General features: G+C 39.7%; 5 protein-coding genes. 4 read left to right on the top strand and 1 reads right to left on the bottom strand.

Annotation, left to right across the window (positions count from 1 at the left end):
* Positions 1-172: 172 nt before the first annotated feature.
* The 4 genes from ispG to bamB all read left to right on the top strand — a co-directional run bounded on the left by ispG (position 173) and on the right by bamB (position 5,181).
* Entirely contained in the window at positions 173-1,297 is a 1,125-nt protein-coding gene (gene ispG, locus QZ265_RS09135) for a flavodoxin-dependent (E)-4-hydroxy-3-methylbut-2-enyl-diphosphate synthase (protein ID WP_296405512.1), read from the top strand.
* 170 nt (positions 1,298-1,467) lie between these two features.
* On the top strand, positions 1,468-2,778 hold the full coding sequence (hisS, locus tag QZ265_RS09130) for a histidine--tRNA ligase (RefSeq protein WP_296405510.1): 1,311 nt from the start codon (positions 1,468-1,470) through the stop codon (positions 2,776-2,778).
* Positions 2,779-2,853: 75 nt separating this feature from the next.
* Positions 2,854-3,699 (top strand): tetratricopeptide repeat protein, encoded by an 846-nt coding sequence (locus tag QZ265_RS09125; RefSeq protein ID WP_296405509.1) that lies wholly within the window; start codon positions 2,854-2,856, stop codon positions 3,697-3,699.
* Positions 3,700-3,984: 285 nt separating this feature from the next.
* The gene (gene bamB, locus QZ265_RS09120; RefSeq protein ID WP_296405507.1) at positions 3,985-5,181 is read left to right on the top strand and encodes an outer membrane protein assembly factor BamB; all 1,197 of its coding nucleotides are present in this window, start codon (positions 3,985-3,987) and stop codon (positions 5,179-5,181) included.
* Positions 5,182-5,331: 150 nt separating this feature from the next.
* Here the strand turns inward: bamB and QZ265_RS09115 are convergent, their stop codons facing one another.
* Positions 5,332-6,330: a DUF1853 family protein gene (locus QZ265_RS09115; protein WP_296405505.1), complete on the bottom strand. Its 999-nt coding sequence runs from the start codon at positions 6,328-6,330 to the stop codon at positions 5,332-5,334.
* Positions 6,331-6,503 lie beyond the last annotated feature (173 nt).

The following is a 6,503-nucleotide window of genomic DNA, read 5'->3' as shown; positions in this document are numbered from 1 at the left end:
ATAGCCATTTTTAGACCATAACTTATTTAATTTGCAAATAGGGACACGCCCTAACAGTATTGCAATAAAAGTTGCAGATTATGGTTATGTTCAGGCTATGAGCAAACTATAGCTGCAACTTTGTAATCGTTATCGAGCCGTTCTATAAATTTTCAGTCAACTGAGAAGTCCTATGTCTACTCCCTCTCCTATTAAACGTCGTGAAACCAAAAAAATATATGTCGGTGATGTGGCAGTCGGTGGTGATGCGCCAATCAGTGTACAAAGTATGACCAATACAGATACTTGTAATGTAGATGCTACAGTGGCACAAATACAGCGTTGTGTGGATGCTGGTGCTGACATGATGCGAGTCTCTACGCCGACAATGGATACAGTGGTCGCTTTTGGTGAAATTAGAAAGCGTGTAGATATTCCTTTAATCGCAGATGTTCATTTTGACTATAAGATTGCTTTAGCAGTAGCGGCTGCAGGAGCAGATTGTCTACGAATTAACCCCGGAAATATTGGTAATGACGCAAAAGTTCGCGAAGTAGTGGCTTGTGCCCGTGATTACAATATTCCCATTCGAATCGGGGTAAATGCCGGCTCGCTTGAAAAAGAAATTCAACGTAAATACACTGAGCCAACAGGTGAGGCCATGGTGGAATCTGCCATGCGACATATTGATATCTTAGAGCGTTTGAATTTTGACCAGTATAAAGTATCTGTTAAGGCTAGTAATGTGTTCTTAACGTTGGATGCTTATCGATTATTGTCGCAGCAAATTGACAACCCATTACACCTAGGAGTAACCGAAGCTGGGGTATATCGTACAGGTACGGTGAAGTCTGCTATTGCTTTAGGTGGCTTGTTATTAGACGGTATTGGTGACACTATTCGTATCTCGTTGGCTGCTGAACCTGAAGATGAGATCAAAATTGGATTTGATATTCTAAAATCTTTAAGTATTCGTGCCAATGGCATTAACTTTATTGCATGTCCTAGCTGTTCACGTCAAGAGTTCGACGTTATTCGCGTGATGAATGCGCTTGAAGCTCGCTTGGAAGATGTGCGTATACCAATGGATGTCTCTGTCATTGGCTGTAAGGTAAATGGCCCAGGAGAAGCAAAAGAGGCAGATATTGGTGTGGTAGGGGCCTCTCCAAACTCACTGGTATATCTAGAGGGTGAAAAAAGTCACTTAATAGACACCAGTACATTAGTCGATAGTATTGAAAAAATGGTTAGAGATCGTGTGGCTGTAGCAGAACAAAAGGCAGCCAATGAGATTTTACGGGTAGATGGCAGTGTATAAAAATTTATTAAAAGTAGCCATAAAACTACGCTTTTATTATCCATGTTATGGAAATGCAAACAAACCATAGCTAAAAATCTATTAGCTAAATAACGAATAGCTAACTAACAAATGGCTAACTTACAAATAGCTAAATAAAATAAGCTGAACTAAAAATCTAGGCAATTAGTATGATTAAGTCGATCAAAGGTTTCAATGATATTTTACATATCGCTACTTCAACCAGTCAGCCTAGCAGCCAATGGCGTCATTTAGAACATATTCTAAAAGCAGTTCTCGATCAATTTGGGTACGATGAGATTCGGTTACCTATCGTCGAGGAAACACAGCTTTTTGCCCGTGCCATTGGCGATGCGACGGATATCGTAGAAAAAGAAATGTTTAGTTTCACCGATAAGTCTGATCCACCAACGCCGATTACGCTTCGTCCTGAAGGTACGGCAGGTGCAGTAAGAGCAGTTATTGAGCATAATTTATTACGCGGTGATAGCCCTAAACTATGGTATATAGGGCCAATGTTTCGCTATGAGCAACCGCAAAAAGGCCGCTATCGTCAGTTCCATCAACTCGGAGTAGAGGCTTTTGGTAGTGAATTCGCTGATGTGGAAGCCGAGCTTATAGCCATGACCCATATGATGTGGAATCGATTGGGTATTGACCATGAGTTAACTTTAGAGATTAACAGCTTAGGTGAGCTTAATGAGCGTATGGCTTATAGAGCTGCTTTAGTTGAGTTTTTATATAACAAAAAAGACTTATTAGATGAAGACAGTCAGCGCCGTTTAACCACCAATCCGCTGCGTATTTTGGACAGTAAAGTACCTGAGACTCAGGTTTTATTAGATAAAGCCCCTCGCTTGAACGACTATTTGGGGGAGGAGAGTAAAGCACATTTTGAGCAGTTGAAGGCATATTTAAAAGCCTTAGGTATCGAGTATGTTGTCAATCCAAAATTGGTACGTGGTCTTGACTACTACAACAAAACAGTATTTGAGTGGGTAACGGATAAGCTAGGTTCGCAAGCCACCGTGTGTGCTGGCGGTCGTTACGATGGCCTAATTGGTCAGCTAAAATCAATTGGCAAGTCAGCTGATAAAGACAAAACAGTGAAATCAGATCCTGCGGTAGGTTTTGCAATGGGCATTGAAAGACTGCTACTGTTGGTACAAGCAGTGAACCCTATGCCGCAGATTTCCTCATGTGATGTGTTCGTGGTGGTACATCCTGCTTTATATGATCAAGGTTTGTTATACGCTCAGTCTTTGCGTGAAGCTCGTCAAGATTTACGTATCAAAATGTCTAGTGCCAATAGTTTGAAAGCGCAAATGAAAAAAGCTGATAAATCAGGGTCTAAAATCACCATTATCTTAGCGCAAGATGAAATTGAGAACGGTACCATAAGTATTAAAACTATGGAAACCGGTGAGCAGGTGAGTCAAGATAAGCTATGGCTACACAGTTCTGATAACTTTAGTTTATAATTCAATAGCTATCTAGGATTGAATTTTAGGTAAGACTTTTTTTTGAATACAGTAATTAACTTTTTAGGTAGATTTATGGCCAAACTTCCCGCTTCTAACTCACCAGATATGAATAACCCAAATGGTGATGCACAGTCAATGGAAAAGCTAAAACAAGCTGCCGGTTATATTATTGGCGCCATCTTATTGGCTTTAGCAGGATATTTTGGTTGGACTTACTTTAAGAACTCAGGTATGAAAGCCGATACAGTCGCTGCAGATAAATACTCAGCTATTGAATCGGCAAATGATAAATTATTAGGTCAACCACAAGGCAATGCCGAAGCCAGTAAAAAGCTAAATGCGGACATTGATGCTTTAGTGGCTGAGCATGGCAATACTATTTATGCTTGGCAAGCACTTATGGTCAAATCCCGTAATGCTGTTGATGCCAATGACATGAAGACCGCTTTGGCAGCTTTAAAAAAAGCAATGGATATTGACCTAAAAGATGCCGGCTTGCATTCTATAACTCGGCTTCGTTATGCAACGGTCTTGTTGGCCAGTGGCAACTTAGATGATGCGTTAACACAAGCTTCGGTTGATGTGCCAGTAGCTTTTGAAGCTAGTCAACAAGAGCTATTAGGTGATATTTACTTGGCGAAAAAAGACAATGAAAAAGCAGTACGTGCCTATGAGAATGCATGGAGTATGTTGTCTAAGCGTCATGAAGAGCGCCCATTCTTACGTTTAAAGCTTGAGAATTTAGGGATTAACCCTAAGCCTATTGAGCCTGAAAATGAAATTGTAAATACTACTGCTTTACAACAGCAGGCTCAAGTACCTGTATCTCCTCAAAGCACTGCTGAAGCCAATGCACAGAGCGAAGCTGCCGTTGATACAAATAAAGATACTGCTTCTAATGGTGCTACTTCCAAATAACTACTATTATTACTCTATATCTGTGTTGTTATTAGTGGATTGCTATAAACTAGTAGCAATGCTAAGTTACAATCTTCAAGTACAATATATAGCCTTTTGACTTACTGTTTAGAACCAAATTTGTTATAACATAATTTTTTTAGACTTTAATTGTTTATAAAACCATTGTTTTCAAAATACATAAAATAATTGTCTATAAAATTATTATCCATAAGACTAGTTCCAAATTAGCCGTTGGCTTTTTTAGGTACTATGACTTTTTAACCTGATTGAGCTGATTCAACTATGTATAACAAGACCCCTTTATCTATGCCAGCAAACCTTATAGTCAAAGCCTCAAAAATTACTGTATTGTGCGCGTCAATTGCTTTGGTTGCTGCTTGTGGTAAAACCATTAAGCATGAAGAGCATAAGCCTACTAAACTGGTTCAATTGCAACAATCTGTTAACGTGGTTGAACCTGTGTTTCAAACTGCCCTAGGAGACAAGTCTAAGTTAGCTGACATAAACCGCTTTGAGGTAGGATTAGGTGGCAATCAGATAGTGGTTGCTTCAGGTGCAGGAAAGGTTATCAGTTATGGCTTAGATGGCAAAACGCTTTGGAATGTCGATATCAAAGAGGACATCGTAGGTGGTGTTGCTTTTGATAGTGCCAGTCAAACTGCCGTGGTTACCACTAAATCCGCTCGGGTTATTGCATTAGATACCAGTAATGGGCAAGTGAAATGGGAAAATAGCCTAAGCGGTACAGTATTGTCTCCAGCCTTGCTACAAGGTAACCGTGTGGTACTGTCTGCCAACGATGGTGTTATGCATGGTTTATCCTTGCAAACCGGTCAATCAATTTGGCAGTTTGCTACCCAAACGCCTAGCATTAGTGTGCGTGGCAGTGCTAAACCTACTTTACTAGACAATCAAACGGCTTTGATAGGCGGTGCAGATGGTCGACTCCATGCTGTTGATATAGAGTCAGGTATTCCCAAGTGGAACCGACGCGTTGGGATACCATCTGGCGCTAGTGAAATTCAGCGTATGACTGACATTGATGGAACGCCAATAGTAGACCGTGGACAGCTACTTGCAGTCAGTTATAGTGGCCAGTTATTGTCTGCTGATTTGGCAAGTGGTCAAGTAACTTTCTTACAAGAAGCAGCCAGTAAAAATAGCTTAGCGGTGACTGATCAAGCTGTGATTTCCACGACTTTAGATGGTAAGGTAAAGGCTTTTGATCGTAAATCTGGTGAGCTTTTATGGGAAAATGAAGCCTTAGCCTATCGTCAATTGAGTAATCCTGAAATTGTTGGAAATTATATCGCTATTGGTGACCTCGATGGTGTGGTTCACTTCTTATCACCGCAAGATGGACATATTGTTGGTCGTACCCAAACCAAAGGGGCTATTACCAAATTAACATCTACAGCAGGTTACTTGTTGACGCAGACTAACGCTGGTCAAGTTAGCGTATGGAGGCAAGTACGTTAATAAATCTCTATTAACTGACTTAATATTCTTTATTAAAGCCTATGTTTTATAGGCTTTTTTTATGCTCTGGTAAAAGCCAGCTTTATTGATTGAGCGATTGCAAATTTAAATTTTTAGCGATTCGATATTTTGGTTATTAGGACTCATCTGTTAAGTGTTTCGAACCAACACCACAGGTTCGCCATGATTAAGGTATAGATTGGTTTCTATGTCTTCAAACTGAAGCGGTACATAGGGCCATCGTGCCAAACGATTACGACGACGACGCAGCTCATCCTTGTTTAAATGAGGATCCAAAGTAGTAACTGTGCTTTGCATCAAAAACTTAGCATCATAAAAAGGTCTTTGGGTCAGCCATTCAATATAATGTGCAGAGCGAAGCTCAGGCATCTGAAGTGCTTCAAAATCCTGTTGTGACTTTATGCTATACCAACGATGAATAGGGAAGTTAGGATTTAGCCAACAAGGGTTAGGATCGTCACATTTGCTGTCTTTGAAAAACCTACCTTTCATCACCATATACCGTTTATCGATTTTGATTTTATGATAAAAGTCTAAATCAATTGATAAGCTGCGAAATGGCTTACTTTGCATATGTATCAATTTTCGCTGTAATGTATCACGAGCATTAATACCTATCCAATTTTCGAACTTATCGTATGGAGCATTACCTAAATAAAACTTTATAGCCAACTCCCAATGCTCAACTTCATCGATTTCATGGTTTAGTAAAATAAAATCTAGCTCTCCTGTGGTTTGAGTGCCACTATATAGCTGTACATTGTGCGCAATTACCTCATAAGGGTGAATCCCAAGTTTATACCCGTCTTCTAGCCAAAAATGTATAAGGCCTTCAAAATGAAAGCCTAAGCGGTAAGGGCTAGGACGAGACATAAGATAACGGGTTAGCTCTTGGTAAGTAGAACTATTGTCTAATACATGCAAACGGTCCATATAATTAATATATTGTGTTTGCCAAAATATAGGGTCATGCACTGCTATTGGCAATGAGACAATATTCGGGTCAGCAGCAATCCAATGAGTTAAAGCATCAGGACAACTTAAGGCGAATGCCAAATCACGTACAAAGGGGCGTTTGAAGCATAGCCAAGGTTGAGAGTTATCGGTGTCGATAGGGTATGTGGTCATAGACAGATAGCGCTAATACTGTTATTTGGCGATAGAAGAGAGCAGGGTTTTAAATATATATTATTTATATTAAAATTTTATTTATATAAATTTATTTTATACATTCACTATAGCAGTGTTAAGTATAACAATAGTAGACAAATAGATGTTGTTAGTTATCGAGTGCCATTATT

The sequence above is a fragment of the Psychrobacter sp. genome (genome assembly GCF_018260395.1).
Lineage (GTDB): Bacteria > Pseudomonadota > Gammaproteobacteria > Pseudomonadales > Moraxellaceae > Psychrobacter.
Note: the sequence above shows the minus strand (reverse complement) of the source record. Positions and strands in the feature narration are given on the sequence as shown.

Coding starts and splice junctions, on each gene's coding strand:
- QZ265_RS09115 (WP_296405505.1), bottom strand. CDS start 6,330: ATGACCACATACCCTATCGACACCGATAACTCTCAACCTTGGCTATGC.
- bamB (WP_296405507.1), top strand. CDS start 3,985: ATGTATAACAAGACCCCTTTATCTATGCCAGCAAACCTTATAGTCAAA.
- hisS (WP_296405510.1), top strand. CDS start 1,468: ATGATTAAGTCGATCAAAGGTTTCAATGATATTTTACATATCGCTACT.
- QZ265_RS09125 (WP_296405509.1), top strand. CDS start 2,854: ATGGCCAAACTTCCCGCTTCTAACTCACCAGATATGAATAACCCAAAT.
- ispG (WP_296405512.1), top strand. CDS start 173: ATGTCTACTCCCTCTCCTATTAAACGTCGTGAAACCAAAAAAATATAT.